Here is a 13,476-nt window from a genome sequence, read left to right on the forward strand (position 1 = left end):
CTACCTACATCGACACCGAATGAGCACTCGACAGACGGAACCCACGCAGAATCTCACGCTCGTACAGTCGGTCCGCGACGCGCTCGCGACCGAGATGGAGGCGGACGACGACGTGCTCGTCACGGGCGAGGACGTCGGCAAGAACGGCGGCGTCTTCCGCGCCACCGAGGGGCTGTTCGACGAGTTCGGCGGCGACCGCGTCGTCGACACGCCGCTGGCGGAGTCGGGCATCATCGGCACCGCCGTCGGGATGGCGGCGATGGGGCTGAAACCCGTCGCCGAGGTCCAGTTCTCGGGGTTCGTCTACCCCGGGTTCGACCAGATCGTGAGCCACATGGCGCGGATGCGGGCCCGCTCGCGCGGCCGGTTCACCCTCCCGATGGTGCTCCGCGCGCCGTACGGCGGCGGCATCCGCGCGCCCGAACACCACTCGGAGTCGAAGGAGGCGTTCTACGCCCACGAGGCCGGGCTGAAGGTCGTCATCCCCTCGACGCCGTACGACGCGAAGGGGCTGTTGATCTCGGCGATCCGCGACCCCGACCCGGTGATCTTCCTCGAACCCAAACTCATCTACCGCGCGTTCCGCGGCGAGGTGCCCGAGGGCGACTACGAGGTCCCCATCGGCGAAGCCGCGGTCCGCCGCGAGGGGTCGGACGTCTCCGTGTTCGCGTACGGCGCGATGACCCGCCCCGCGATGGAGGCGGCCGACCGCCTCGCCGACGACGGCGTCGACGCGGAGGTGGTCGACCTCCGCACCGTCTCGCCGCTCGACCGCGAGGCCATCGTGGAGTCGTTCGAGAAGACGGGGCGGGCGGTCGTCGTCCACGAGGCGCCCAAGACGGGCGGGCTGGCCGGCGAGATAACCGCGATCGTTCAAGAGGAGGCACTGCTCTACCAGGAGGCGCCGGTCCAACGGGTGACCGGCTTCGACGTGCCGTACCCGCTGTACGCGATGGAGGACTACTACATGCCGAACGCCGCCCGCGTGGCCGCGGGTATCGAGGAGGCGGTGGAGTTCTGATGGTCACCAAGGAGTTCGAACTCCCCGACGTCGGCGAGGGCGTCGCCGAGGGGGAACTGGTCGCGTGGCTGGTCGAACCGGGCGATGCGGTGACCGAAGACCAACCCGTCGCCGAGGTGGAGACGGACAAGGCGCTCGTGGAGGTGCCCTCGCGGTACGACGGGACGGTGAAGGAACTGCTCGCCGAGGAGGGCGAGACGGTCCCCGTCGGCCAGGTCATCATCACGTTCGAGGTGGACGAGGGCGACGCCGGCGGCGAGGGCGGCGAGACCGACGCGGGGACGGACGCCGACGCCGGGACCGCCGAGTCGAGCGGCGACGCGGACGCCGCCGGCGCGACATCCGCCGGCCCGACCGACGACGGGGAGGAGACGGCGACCGCCGAGACGGACGACGAACCCGCGGGCCGCGTGTTCGCGCCGCCGTCGACGCGGCGGCTCGCGCGCGAACTCGGCGTGAGCCTCGACGCCGTCTCGGGAAGCGGTCCGGGCGGCCGGGTCACCGACGCGGACGTGCGCGCACACGCCGAGTCGGACGACTCGTCCGATGCCGACGACGCGGACGCGGGGGACGCCGACGGGGAGTCGGGGTCGTCCGGCCCGCGGGCGATGAGCGTCGGACAGGGCACACAGGTCGTCTCCAAGCGCTCGGGTGACGGCGAGGCGACCGACCCCGGTTCCGACGAGGAAACGGAGTCCGGGTCCGACTCCGCGGCCGACGCGGCGGAGCCGACGGCGTCGGCCGCCGGACGCGAGCGGACGCTGGCGGCGCCCGCGACCCGCCGCGCCGCCGCGGAGGCGGGCGTCGACCTGAACGACGTGCCCACCGACGAGACCCGCGACGGCGAGGCGTTCGTGACGGCCGACCAGGTCGCCGCCTACGCCGACGAGGTGCGCGCCGCGCGGGAGGCGGAGACGGCGGGGGCGGCCGGAACGGACGCCTCCGCGGGCGAGACGACCGACGAAGCGGCCGACGGCGAGGAGCGCGAGGGCGGCGGGACGGTGCCGTACCGCGGGGTCCGCCGCACCATCGGCGAGCGGATGGCGCAGTCGAAGTACACCGCGCCCCACGTCACCCACCACGACACCGTCGTCGTCGACGACCTGGTGGAGACGCGCGCGGCGCTCAAGCCGCTGGCGGCCGAACGGGACGTGAGCCTGACGTACGTGCCGTTCGTCCTGAAGGCGCTCGTGGCGGCGCTCGAGGAGTTCCCGATACTCAACTCGAAGCTCCGCGAGGACGACGAGGAGATCGTCCTCGAGGACGACTACCACGTCGGCATCGCCGTGGCGACCGACGCGGGGCTGATGGTTCCCGTCGTCCGGGACGTCGACGAGAAGTCGATCCCGGACCTCGCCGCGGAGGTGTCGGACCTCGCCGCTCGCGCCCGCTCGCGCGACCTCTCGCGGGCGGAGATGCAGGGCGGGACGTTCACCGTCACCAACTTCGGCGCCATCGGCGGCGAGTACGCCACGCCGATCATCAACCACCCCGAGAGCGCGATCCTCGGGTTGGGTGCGATCGACGAGCGGCCGGTCGCCGAAGACGGCGAGGTCCGTGCGGCCCACACCCTCCCGCTGTCGCTGTCGGTCGACCACCGGGTGGTCGACGGCGCGGACGCCGCGCGGTTCACCAACCGGCTGATGGAGTTCCTCGCCGACCCGCGTCTGCTCCTCTTGGAGTAACCCCCTCCGCTCTGGACCCCGTCGCTTCGAGTCGCGGAGCGGTGCGCTTCGACCGCAACCCGCGGGTCGCCCCGTCCCCTCGGCTCTCGACGATAGCGTCGCGCTCCGACTCCGGAGCCGTCCCCGTCGATACCGACTACTACGGAGTTCCAGTCGAAACGAAGGGGTTATACCGGCGCGCTCCGGCGTATCGCGGAGCTGACCGCGCCAAGACGCACGCCCGATACGGGTCCGACGCGCGTCGCACGGACGTCCGCCGAGCGGCGGACGGGCATCCACGACCGCAGGACGGAGCGCCGACGCCGGTCGACGCGTCTCGCCGTTTATCGGTCGCCGGTGGGCGCCATCCGGTAGCCATCCGTAACCGGTCCCGGCGGCGGTCGCGGTCGGTCGGTGCTCGACCCGCCCGCCGCCGGCGCGCTCGTGGTCCGCCCGGTGGTCGGCGCCGCTCGCCGCGCGTCCCCTACTCGTCGCGGCCGTTCTCCACCGCGAAGCCGGCGCTGCCGTCGCCGACGCGGACGCCCGCGGCGCAGACGGCGTGTTCGAACTCGTGGCCGTAGACGGTCTTGGCGGCCGCACTGGCCGTCGTCGGCGGGAACTCGAACGGGCGGGGGTCCTGCTCCTCGTAGGTGGCGACGAGGTGGGGGTCGTCCACCTGCCGCACCAGGAGGGCGTCCCGGCGGACCGTCCCCAGGTAGGCGGCGTCGTCGGTCACGACCGCCGCGATCCGCGGGGTGTCGTAGTCGTCCTTCTCGAAGTCCAGCGCCAACAGCGACGACGCGAGCGCGTCACGCGCGGGGTAGCCCGACTCGTACTTCTCGGTCACGGGGTCGACGTGCGAGCCGTTGCCGACGACGACGCCGTCGCCCGCCCGGCGCGCGCAGTTGTACGAGACGTACGGGTTGTCGGTCGGCTCCGCCTCGTCGGTGGGGACGACCGTGAGCGTGTCGTCGCCGCGGCGGACGACCTTGCGGTGGGGGAACGAGCGCGACGAGACGCGGTACGCGCCGATGCCGGGACCGGCGACGAGGAAGCGGCCGACGTACATGGGCGTCGGTGTGGCCCGTCGGGAGATGTAGGTGTCGGTTCGGGCAGAGAGGGGGTCAGCCGAGCCGTCGGTCGACCGCCCGTGCGACCGCGAGCAGGCCGCGGCCGGCGGCGACGGCGGCTCCGCCGACGCGCGCTTCGACGGGCGCGACGCCGAGACGCCGCGAGAGCGCGCCCGGACGGGCGTCCGCCCCGAGGACGGCGACGGTGGTCCCGCGGACGCGCACCTCGACGGTGAGCGCCGTCGTCTCCAACAGCGCGTCGAGGCGGTCGTCGACGCCCGCCAGTCCCGTCCGCGCGAGTCGGACGCCCGCGACGACCGTCGGCACCTCGACGAACAGTCGGTCGCCCGTCGACGCCACCTCCACGGGCGTGCCGTCGACGCTGACGTCGAGGTCCGTCTCGACGCGGAGGGGGGCGCGGGCGCCGTCCGCCCGGTCAGTCGTCACGCTCGCGGGTGGTGATGGTGACCGACCCGTCGAGCTGCCAGCGGGCGTGGTCGGCGTCCTCGCCGGTCCCGCTCGGTACGTGAACCTCCATGTCGTCGAACTCGTAGATGATCTCCGCCCCTCGACCGGTCAGTCGGTCGTAGAGACCGATCGCCAACTCGGGCCACGTCGTCGTCTCGTCGACCGTCTCTGACTCGCTCATGCGAACCGTGGTACGGGATGACGCGGCAAATACCCTGTGTTCGTCGAACGAGGCGTGTAACTTACGTTCGTTCCGTCCGTGTACGTGACACACTGGCATCGACAGGTGCGGCGCCGGTCCGCGTTCGTCCGCCCGGACGCGCGGCCGCCACGTCTCCCGACTTCGCAACACTCATAACCGACGACGGGGTAGTACCCGGTGCAGCAGTCCATTGGGGTAGTGGCCAATCCTGTTGCCTTCTGGGGGCAACGACCCTGGTTCGAATCCAGGATGGACTACTCCCGTTCTCACCCGCCGAGTCACGTCTCTCGTCCACCGGCCCGCGTATCGACCCCGATAGCCGCGCCGACGCGTTGATAGCCGCGCGGCCGACAGGGAACCCGAATGAGTCGGTACGACTTCCGGCGGGGGTACGAGTGTCCCCGGTGTGAGGCGGACACGAACGTGTTCAGGGACCCCGCCACCGGGACGTACGGGTGGGTCTGTCCGGTGGAGGGCTGCCGAGCGGTCGGCTTCGGATTCGGGTCGCGCCGGCTGGCGCGGGTCGGTCTGCGGGAGTACCGCGAGCGGTTCGGAACCCGCGGTTGCGGGTCCCGGTAGCGCGGCGTCGCGCCCGCCGGCCCGCGTCCGCCTCGTTCCGGCGCGGATAGTCACGGTTTTATGCTCGACGCGAGTAGCCAGCAGCCACGCCGGCGCGGGGTCGACCGCTACTCTTTCGATTTCGACTCGAAGCACATCCCTACGCCGCCATCCGGTTTCCAGCCGAAACGAGGGGGTGTGTACGACGCCCGTCAGACGCCGCCGACCGCCCGCTACTTCCGCACGTCGAGTAGCGCCACCCGCTCGTGGACCACGTCCGGGAGCGTCCCCGCGGTGGCGTCGAGTTCCGTCCGGGTGACGTCGAAGAAGTCGCGCACCCGCTCGGGTTCGTAGTCGCCGAGCGTGTCCGCCGGGTCGAGCAGGTCGCGGACGCGGCCGGCGGCGCGCCTCTCGGCGTCGTCGTCCGCCTCCTCGCGGCCCCCTCCGGCGTCACAGACCACGACCAGCGGGCAGTCGCCTTCGGCGACGCCCATCCCGAGCGCGCGGTCGATCTGTCGGCGGCCGGCGGCGTACAGCAGTATCTCCACCCCGCGGTCGCGGGCGACGTTCTCCCCGCGGTCGACGGCCCGGTCGGCGAGTTCGACCGCGCGGCGGAGGTGGGTCGCGTCGACCACGCAGCGCGCGTCGAACGCCTGTATCGTACAGCCCGTCTCGGTCGCTATCGCGTCGAGGTCGGCGAGGAAGGCGTCGACGTCGCCGACGGTCGCCCGGCCCTCGGCGAGTCTCACGAGAAATCACCGAACGTCGCCTGCCCGCCGTCGTCGTCGCCCTCGGCGCGTGCGGTCGCCGCGGTGGCGGCGTCGGCGGAGACGTCGTCCATCGAGGGGTCCTGCCGGCCCGCGGCTTCGAGCACGCTCTCGGCGGTCCGCTCGCGCCCGCGGAGCGCGCCCAACACGACCGACTTGTCCGCCTCGCGGAGGTCGGCGCGCGTCTCGATGCCCGCCTCGAACAGCCGACGTGCGCGCACCCGCCCGACGCCGCGGACGCCAGCGAGGTCGAGCAGTTCCTCCCGGACGCCGTACTGCGCGCGCTTCTTCGCCTCCCGTATCGCCACGTTCACGCCCAAATCGAGTTCGCCCGCTAGCTGTTCGGCCGCGCCGAGCAGCCACTCGGCCGTCTCGACCTTCCCGCGAATGTCGCCCGGGCCGACGCCGTAGCGGTCGGTGACCCGCTCCTCGTCCACCTCGCTCGCCCAGTCTTCGATCAGCTTCGCGGTTTTGAGCGCGGCCAGCCAGTCTTCGAACGCGACGTCTTCGAACTCCGAGGGGACGCGCCCGAGAAACTCGGCCTCCCGCTCGTAGCAGAGTTCTGTGAACGTCTCCTTGTCCCCGGACTTGAGGTAGAGCTGGTACATGTCCGGCGTCCGCGCGATCAGGTGGTACAGCCCCAGCGGCGTCGGCTCCTCGTCGGGGTGCTCGTCGCCCCACTCGCGGAGGCCGTCGACTATCTCGGCGGCGCTCATCGGGTCGAGGTAGAGCCGCGACACCGTGTGGCCGATGTTCGTGGCCGTGAGGCTCCCCTCCGACCGGTCGAGGAAGCCGTTGCGGTCGAGATACTCCAACACGCGGTCGGTCACCTCCGCCAGCCGGGCGTCGTCGTCGGTCTGGCTGGCGTACAGCGTCCGGTCGAGGAAGTCGAGGAGTCCGGAACGGGAGTTGGCGAACCCGGAGGCGACGGTGGCGAGGATGTGGGTTCGCAGCGCGGGTTCGGCCGCGAGCTTCGACCGGACGGGTTCGGCCTCCGCCCAGACGTACCGCTCGAACAGTTCCTCCATCGTGTCGTGGTCGTTCGCGAGCAACACCGCCTCGCCGTACGGGTCGAGCCCCGGCCGGCCGGCGCGGCCCATCATCTGGTGGACCTCGAGGGTGTCGAGCGGCTGCATCCCGCCGAACTCGCCGTCGTAGCGCTTCCAGTCGCGGACCACCACCCGCCGGGCGGGCGTGTTGACGCCGGCGGCGAGCGTCGGCGTCGCGCAGATGCACTTGATCAGCCGGTCGCGGAACGCCTCTTCGACCAGCGAGCGGTGCTCGCTCGTCAGCCCCGCGTGGTGGAACGCGGCGCCGTTCGCCACGCAGTCGGCGAGCGTGTCGCTGGTGTCGGTGTCCGACGCCTCGCGCACCTCCGCCGCCAACGCCTCCAGGTCGTTCTGCTCGCCCGCCTCCAGCCGTTTCGCCGTGACGTCGGCCATGCGCTTGGCCGCCCCCTCGGCGTTCCGGCGGGAGTTGACGAACACGAGCGACGACCCCGCGTTGCCCGCGTCGTCGCGTTCGTCGAGCGCGTCCGCGACGAGGGCGGCGGTCGGCTTCTCGCCGCGGTCGACGGGCACCTCGCGCTGGCTGCCGTCGTCGAAGTTGATCGCGTTGCCGAAGTGGACGCCCGTCCGCAGGTCGATGGGGCGCCAGTCGGACTCGACGAGTTCGGCGTCGAGCCAGTCGGCCACCTCGTCGGCGTTGCCCACCGTCGCCGACAGCGCGACGGTCTGGAGACCGGGGTTGATCCGCCGGAGTTTCGCGAGCGTCACCTCGAGGGTCGGCCCGCGGTGGCCGTCGTCGACGAGGTGGACCTCGTCGGCCACCACACACGAGAGGTCGTCGACCCACGGCGCGCCGTTGCGAATCAGCGAGTCGACCTTCTCGCTGGTGGCGACGATGATGTCCTGTGACGCGAGCCACTCGCCGTCGGACTGGTAGTTGCCCGTCGAGACGCCCACGTCGATACCGAACTCCTCCCAGCGTTCGAACTCGGTCTTCTTCTCGCTCGCGAGCGCGCGCAGCGGGACGATGTACAGCGCCTTGCCGCCGCGCTGGACGGCCGACAGCATCGCGAGTTCGGCTATCAGCGTCTTCCCCGAGGCGGTGGGAACGGCGGCGACGACCGACTCCCCGTCGGCGACGCCCGCCTCGACGGCGGCCTCCTGGGGGGGGTAGAACTCCGAGACGCCCTCCGACTCCAGGCGCTCTGCGACGCCCGGCGGGAGCGACGAGACGGCGGACGGCTTCATCGGTGTCCCTAGTCGGGTTCTCCGGTTTAACCTATCGGGACCGCGATCCCGACCCCGCAACCCCGCGGGCGCGAGCGGGACCGGCGGCGCGTGCCACTCGTCACCGAACCCCTCCGTTTCCGGTGGAACCTCCGCGGGTCCCGGTCGCCGCGTACGAAGCCGGGTCCCCGACCCCCGCGGGCGGTTACGCCAGCCCCGAGAGGTCGAACTCGAACGCCGCGACGGGCACCTCGACGTCGTGGTCGACCAGCACCGCGGGGTGGAGTTCGCCGACGACGCCGACCCGTTCGCCGTCGAGTTCCACCGCGGCCGCGCGGCCGGGGATGAAGCTCGGGTGGTCGACGGCGGGCGTCTCCAACTCCGCGTCGAAGTCGTCACACACCGCCTGCAGGCGGGCTTTGGCGTCCTCGTAGGTCGCGTCGGTCCGCGCGACGACGCCCGCGACGCGGCGCGCCTCCGCCACCCGCGTGTTCTCGTCGTCGTCGCGGTGGGCGACGAACCCGACCTCCGCGAGGTCCTGGGGGTACGACCGGTGGGTGTTGTTCTCCAACACCTGCACCAGCGAGGGGAGCGCCCACGTCCGGAGTTGGGTGTAGTCCTCGCTGTACGGGCTGGTGATCCCCACCGCCTCCTCGGCGCCGAACGCCCCCGACCCCTCCTCGATTTGCATTCGCTCGTAGTTCTCGTCGGCGGCGGTCATGTGGAAGTTGAGGGTGTCCTCGAACCCCAGTCCGACGAGCGCGGTCCGGACCGCCCGCTCCAGCCGCGAGCGCTCGTGCCGGCCGCCGACGGTGCCCACGTCCGGGTAGCGCGGCTCCAACTCGTCGAACCCGTACGCGCGGCCAACGTCGTCGATCAGGTCGAGCGGGTGGAGCACGTCCACGCGGTAGGGCGGTATCGTCACGTCGTACCGCGTCGTCTCCTCGCCGAGCGTGTAGCTCGCGTCGAGCCCCGACCGCTCGAACAGGTCGACCACCTCCTCGCGGTCCAACTCCACGCCGAGGACGGTCTCGATCCGGTCGTGACCCACCGTCTTCTCGTCGGTGTCGAGGTCCGGCCGGACGAGTTCGGGGCCGTACTCCTCGGGGTACGTGTCGCCCTGGTAGACCACCTCGATTTCCTCTATCGCCCCGCCGCGCGCCGACAGCGCGTAACAGAGGACGACGCACATCTTGTCGATGGTCCACTGGTCGGTTCCGGTCAACTCGATGAAGAGGTCGCGCGAGTCGGTCGACACCTCCGTCCGCCGGCCGTTGATCACCGGCGGGAACGAGAACAGTCCGATCTCGTCGTAGATGGCGGGGTAGCGCTCCAGCCCCTCGACCAGGTCGGCGTACGTCTCGCCTGTCGGGTGCTCGGTGAGCACCTCGCCGGGCGTCATCGCGGCGTCGGCGTCGAGCGGGACGAACTGGTCGCCGTCCGGCTCCACCCCGCGGTAGGTGATGCTGTTCTCGCCGCTCCCGCGTGCCGGCCCCTCGTCGAGGCTCTCGGGCGGTTCCGACCCGTCGAGCGCGTCGTCGTCGATCACCGGTCCCGCGTCGGTCCCCCCCGTGTCCGCGCCGCCCGCACCGAGGCTCCCCCCCAGGTCGAGACTCCCGCCGGCGGTGCCGAGCCCCGCGCCCTTCAGCATCGTGAGGTCGTGGATGCCGATGGCGCCCTTCGCGCGCCCGCGGCCCATCGTGGCGTGGAGTTTCTCCTGCAACTGGATCAGCGAGTCGAGCGCCGCCTCGTCCAGATCAACGCCCCGGACGACCGCGCCCGTCACGTACGGCCGCTCGTCGGGAACCGACGGGTCGACCTCGATGGTCCAGTCGGGGCTGTTCGGGTCGGGAACGTGGACGCCGCGCGCGTCGCCGTACTGGTAGCGGAGCGAGCGCGCGACCCCCTCGACCGACAGGCGGTCCAGCCGGTCGGGGGCGAACTCGAACTGTTTGTCCCCGTCCTCGGTCTCGCCCTCGTACTCCAGTCCGAGCGCGAACAGGTCCGCCTCGAACTCCTCGTCGGTCTTCTCCCCGTGGCCCGTCAGCGCCCGCAGTTCGTCCGTGTCGATGTCGACGACCGGCATCAGTAGGTCACCTCCGCGTTCCGCAGGAACTCAACGTCCGCGAGCGTCCCGTGGAGGTCGCGGATGTCCTCCGCGCCCGTGGTGAGCATCGCGAGGCGTTCGAGCGCCAGCCCCCACGCCATCACGTCACAGTCGACGCCCAGCGGGGTCAACACCTCCTCGCGGAACAGCCCGGAGTTGCCGATCTCGATCAGTTCGTCGGTCTCGGGGTGGCGGCCGAACAGTTCGAACGACGGCTCCGTGTACGGGTTGTAGTGGGGTTTGAATCGGACGTCCGTGATGCCGAACTGCTCGTAGAACTCGGTGAACGTCCCCATCAGGTCCCGCACCGACAGCTCCTCCGCCATCACCCACCCTTCGATCTGGAAGAACTCCAGGAGGTGTGTGGCGTCGAGCGTGTCGTTGCGGTACACCTTCTCGACGGAGAAGTAGCGCTGCGGCTCCTCCAGTTCGCCGACCTGTTGGCCCGAGAGGTAACGCATCGACAGCGACGTGGTGTGCCCGCGGAGGTCCACCTCGCGGGCGACCGACTCGGCCCACGGCGAGTGGTAGCCGTCGCCGTCGTCGCCGACGCCGTCGCGGTGGGCGTCCTCGACGCGGTCGAGCAGGTCCTCGGGCAGGTCCCGGACCGGGGGAACGTCGAGCGCGAACTGGTCCCAGTGGGTGCGCGCGGGGTGGTCCTGCGGCATGAACAGGCAGTCGTTGATCCAGAACTCCGCGTCGGCGTGCGGGCCGTCCATCTCCCGAAAGCCCATGCCGACGAGCACGTCCTTCACGCGCTCTGCGGCCTGTCGGAGTACGTGCACCCGGCCGCCCTCGACCGCGGGCGCGTCCGCCTCGACGTTGTACTCGGCGAACTCGGCGTCCGCCCACTCGCCCGAGGTCAGCATCTCGGGGGTGAGCCGGTCGACGGTCTCGCTCGTCTCGACGCCCTCCATCATCGCGGTCACGCCGTCGTCGGTGAGCGTCACCGCGCGGACGGTCCGCTCGTCGCGGTCGACCAGCCCCCGCCGTTCGAGTTGGTCGAGGGTGTCGTCGTCGACGTCGGCGTCGCTCGCGTCGCCCGCGTCGCCGTCGCCGCCGTCTCCACCCTCGCTCGCGCCGTCCGCGAGGGCGTCGAGCGCGGCGGCCTCCGCGTCCGCGTCGGGGTCGGCGTCCGGGTCGGCCGTGAGCGCGCCCGAGTCGATGTCGCCGTACCCCTTGCGGGCGTAGTTGGAGAGGGCGATGTCCACCTCGGCGCCCGAGAGGCCGGCGGCGCCGATGACCTCGCCCATCGACACCGGCTCGTCGGCCGCGCCGGCGTCGACGGCGGCGCGGTAGAGGCGGACCTCGGGGAGGGCGGCGGCGGCGTACTCGCGGCCCTCGTCGGTGAGCGTCGCGGTCGACTCGGTCCGTTCGTCGACCGCGACCAGCCCGTCGTCGCGGAGGTCGAACGCCGCGCGGGTGACGGTCTCCGGTTTCCGGTCGGTCTCCGCTGCTAGCTGTTCGACGGTCTTCGCGTCGGTCGCGCTGGCTGCGCGCAACACCGCGACCTGCGCGTCTGGGAGTCGCATCTGGTTGTCGTGGGTGTGTAGGGGTTTCCGGTTAGTCGTTCCGTTACCGCCCGCGAGACGGAGCGCGGGCGCCGCGCCGGGTGAGGCGGTTTCGGGCGGACGGACGCTCCCGCGCCCGGCCGCGCTCCGCCGCCCTCACGCGCGGGCGAAGACGAACGCGTCGGAGAAACCGAAGGGGGCGACGGGGCCGAACGCCCGGGCGACCCGGTCGGTCGTCGGGTCGCGGGCCGACGTCGCCGCGGCGGGTTCGAGCGCCATACCCGACCCTGCGCGGGCACGGACAAAAAGCGTTCGCCGGACGGCCGACGGCCACGCTCCGGACCCGTACCCCGGCTCGGCCGGCCGGCCCGCAGCCTCGCTGATCGCCTCGCGCGGCGTATCGTGGGGTGTGGCTCCCGGAGAGACGCTCCGAGACGCCCTCGTCGGTGCGGTCGTCTTGGTCGTGCCGTTGTTCCTGCCGCTGTCGCCCGCGCTCGGCGGCTGCGTGGCGGGCTACCTCCGGTGCGGCGGCGGGAGCGAGGGCGCGAGCGTCGGCGCGTCCCTCGCCGACGAGTACGGCGAGAGACGACGGACGGTACGCGGCCTCTCGCACTCTTCCTCCCGCTCCTCTCCGCTCCTCCCCTCCTCTTCCCCTCCCCGTTCTCGCGCTCACGCGACGTTCCGCTCGACGGGACCGTCCCCGCGCGCGAACCGGTCGCGGCCAAGCCCCGACACGTCGACGGTCGACGCGGCGCCGTCGAAGACGAGTTCGGCCACGAGCCGTCCGGTGGCGGGCGCGTGCTGGAACCCGTGGCCCGAGAACCCGGCGGCGGTGACGACGCCCGGCAGCGACTCCTCTATCACGGGGTGGTGGTCGGGGGTCACCGCGTACAGCCCGGCCCACCCGCCGGCGAGCCCCGACTCGGGGCCGAAGTAGTCGGCGACGTCGCCGGCGCGCGAGAGCGCCTCGGCGCTCCAGTCGAGGTCGGGCGTCTCGGAGAACCGCGCGGGGTCGGCGACCACCTCCGGCGGCGAGAACTGCCCGCCCACCAGCGCGCGGCCGTCCCGCTCGGGTCGGAAGTGGGCGGTGGTGTCGATGTCGACGACCAGCGGGTCGTCGTCGGGCACGGGCCGTTCGGGGTCGACGACGGCTATCTGCCGGCGGTGGGGCTCGACCGGCAACTCGTAGCCCGCCATCGCCGCCAGCCGCGCGGCCCACGCGCCCGTCGCGTTGACGAGGTAGTCCGCGTCGAGCGACTCGTCCGGCGTCTCGACGCGGATCCGGCCGCCCGCCGCGCTCCCGCTCCCGTTCCCGCCGACGGAGACGCCCGTGACCGGCGTGTTGGTCCGGACGTCGACGCCGGCTTCGCGCGCGGCCGTCGCGTACCCGCCGAGCGCGAGGTGCGGGTCGGCGAAGCTGTCGTCGGGCGAGTAGGTGCCGGCGACGAACGGCTCCGGGCGGAGTCCCGCACAGCGGTCGGCCGCCTCCTCGGGGGTGACGAGGCGGCTGGGGACGCCCCGCTCCCCCTGCATCGCCACCTGCCGTTCGAACTCGGCGGCGGTGTCCGACTCGCGCGTCACGAACAGGTAGCCCGTCCGCCGTCGCTCGATGTCGGTTCCGAACCGCGCTTCGAACGTGTCCCACACGTCGAGGCTGGCTCGCGTCAACTCGACGTTCACGGGCGTCGAGTACTGCCCGCGGATGCCGCCGACCGCGCGGTCGGTGCTCCCGCTCCCGAGCCCCGCACGCTCACAGAGGACCACGTCCGCGCCGCGGCTGGCGAGTTCGTACGCGCTCGCGACCCCGACGATGCCGCCGCCCGCGACGACCACGTCCATACCCGACCCTCGGTAACGCGTGACAAAGAGCTTGT

Annotated in this window: 12 protein-coding genes and 1 tRNA gene; 4 read left to right on the top strand and 9 right to left on the bottom strand. The window is 72.1% G+C overall.

The window, feature by feature from the left end; genetic code table 11:
• The first annotated feature begins 19 nt into the window (after positions 1 to 19).
• Positions 20 to 1,021: an alpha-ketoacid dehydrogenase subunit beta gene (locus K933_RS11395; RefSeq protein ID WP_023394889.1), complete on the top strand. Its 1,002-nt coding sequence runs from the start codon at positions 20 to 22 to the stop codon at positions 1,019 to 1,021.
• Positions 1,021 to 2,706: a dihydrolipoamide acetyltransferase family protein gene (locus K933_RS11400; protein ID WP_023394890.1), complete on the top strand. Its 1,686-nt coding sequence runs from the start codon at positions 1,021 to 1,023 to the stop codon at positions 2,704 to 2,706. The genes K933_RS11395 and K933_RS11400 overlap by 1 nt, the downstream gene beginning before the upstream one ends.
• A gap of 463 nt (positions 2,707 to 3,169) precedes the next feature.
• Here K933_RS11400 and K933_RS11405 read toward each other — a convergent pair whose 3' ends face one another.
• The 3 genes from K933_RS11405 to K933_RS11415 are packed head-to-tail and all read right to left on the bottom strand — an operon-like array spanning position 3,170 to position 4,404.
• Complete coding sequence (locus K933_RS11405) at positions 3,170 to 3,754, bottom strand: IMP cyclohydrolase (protein WP_023394891.1); 585 nt, start codon at positions 3,752 to 3,754, stop codon at positions 3,170 to 3,172.
• Between the two features lie 55 nt (positions 3,755 to 3,809).
• Positions 3,810 to 4,202 (bottom strand): hypothetical protein, encoded by a 393-nt coding sequence (locus tag K933_RS11410; RefSeq protein WP_023394892.1) that lies wholly within the window; start codon positions 4,200 to 4,202, stop codon positions 3,810 to 3,812.
• A complete protein-coding gene (locus tag K933_RS11415) occupies positions 4,192 to 4,404 on the bottom strand; it encodes a hypothetical protein (RefSeq protein WP_023394893.1) in 213 nt (70 codons plus the stop codon). Before K933_RS11415 ends, K933_RS11410 begins: the two co-directional genes overlap by 11 nt.
• 205 nt (positions 4,405 to 4,609) lie before the next feature.
• Between K933_RS11415 and K933_RS11420 the strand changes: the two genes are divergently transcribed.
• Both K933_RS11420 and K933_RS11425 read left to right on the top strand, forming a co-directional pair.
• A tRNA-Gln gene (locus K933_RS11420) sits at positions 4,610 to 4,682 on the top strand.
• Positions 4,683 to 4,788: 106 nt separating this feature from the next.
• Positions 4,789 to 5,004, top strand: a complete 216-nt coding sequence (locus K933_RS11425) for a hypothetical protein (RefSeq protein WP_023394894.1) — start codon at positions 4,789 to 4,791, stop codon at positions 5,002 to 5,004.
• 212 nt (positions 5,005 to 5,216) lie between these two features.
• Here K933_RS11425 and cgi121 read toward each other — a convergent pair whose 3' ends face one another.
• The 6 genes from cgi121 to K933_RS11450 form a co-directional block, all read right to left on the bottom strand.
• Positions 5,217 to 5,732: a KEOPS complex subunit Cgi121 gene (gene cgi121 / locus K933_RS11430; RefSeq protein ID WP_023394895.1), complete on the bottom strand. Its 516-nt coding sequence runs from the start codon at positions 5,730 to 5,732 to the stop codon at positions 5,217 to 5,219.
• Positions 5,729 to 8,005: an ATP-dependent DNA helicase gene (locus K933_RS11435; RefSeq protein ID WP_023394896.1), complete on the bottom strand. Its 2,277-nt coding sequence runs from the start codon at positions 8,003 to 8,005 to the stop codon at positions 5,729 to 5,731. Before K933_RS11435 ends, cgi121 begins: the two co-directional genes overlap by 4 nt.
• A 184-nt stretch (positions 8,006 to 8,189) precedes the next feature.
• The gene (pheT, locus tag K933_RS11440; protein WP_023394897.1) at positions 8,190 to 10,070 is read right to left on the bottom strand and encodes a phenylalanine--tRNA ligase subunit beta; all 1,881 of its coding nucleotides are present in this window, start codon (positions 10,068 to 10,070) and stop codon (positions 8,190 to 8,192) included.
• Positions 10,070 to 11,623 carry a phenylalanine--tRNA ligase subunit alpha gene (pheS, locus tag K933_RS11445; RefSeq protein WP_023394898.1) on the bottom strand — a complete coding sequence of 518 codons (1,554 nt, stop codon included), beginning with the start codon at positions 11,621 to 11,623 and terminating at the stop codon, positions 10,070 to 10,072. Before pheS ends, pheT begins: the two co-directional genes overlap by 1 nt.
• A gap of 135 nt (positions 11,624 to 11,758) precedes the next feature.
• The gene (locus K933_RS19250; protein WP_268744627.1) at positions 11,759 to 11,881 is read right to left on the bottom strand and encodes a hypothetical protein; all 123 of its coding nucleotides are present in this window, start codon (positions 11,879 to 11,881) and stop codon (positions 11,759 to 11,761) included.
• A gap of 390 nt (positions 11,882 to 12,271) precedes the next feature.
• The gene (locus tag K933_RS11450; protein WP_023394899.1) at positions 12,272 to 13,441 is read right to left on the bottom strand and encodes an NAD(P)/FAD-dependent oxidoreductase; all 1,170 of its coding nucleotides are present in this window, start codon (positions 13,439 to 13,441) and stop codon (positions 12,272 to 12,274) included.
• Positions 13,442 to 13,476 lie beyond the last annotated feature (35 nt).

It is taken from the genome of Candidatus Halobonum tyrrellensis G22 (assembly GCF_000495475.1).
Lineage (GTDB): Archaea > Halobacteriota > Halobacteria > Halobacteriales > Haloferacaceae > Halobonum > Halobonum tyrrellense.